2 rRNA genes are annotated in these 344 nt (G+C 45.1%); both read right to left on the bottom strand.

Features of this window, described 5'->3' with window-relative positions:
* Positions 1 to 110 (bottom strand): 5S ribosomal RNA (gene rrf, locus AB4274_RS21820); the annotation flags it as partial.
* 132 nt (positions 111 to 242) lie between these two features.
* Positions 243 to 344 (bottom strand): 23S ribosomal RNA (locus AB4274_RS21815); the annotation flags it as partial.

Raw genomic sequence — 344 nt, 5'->3', positions numbered from 1 at the left:
CGATGTCCTACTCTCACATGGGGAAGCCCCACACTACCATCGGCGCTATTGTGTTTCACTTCTGAGTTCGGCATGGAATCAGGTGGGTCCACAATGCTATGGTCGCCAAGCAAATTTTGCTTTTACTTTCAGCTTTTTTAAAAACTGAAGGCAAAATAATCTGGAAAACTGATTTAAAAGTCTCTTCAAACTCATTCAAGGTCTGGTCTTTCTTTGAGTCCACAAAACCCCTTGGGTGTTGTATGGTTAAGCCTCACGGGCAATTAGTACAGGTTAGCTCAATGCCTCGCAGCACTTACACACCCTGCCTATCAACGTCGTAGTCTACGACAACCCTTTAGGAC

The organism is Vibrio sp. 10N.261.55.A10 (assembly GCF_041470825.1).
In the GTDB taxonomy this organism is placed as follows: Bacteria; Pseudomonadota; Gammaproteobacteria; order Enterobacterales; family Vibrionaceae; genus Vibrio; species Vibrio crassostreae_C.
This window is presented reverse-complemented; position numbering and strand designations above follow the sequence as displayed.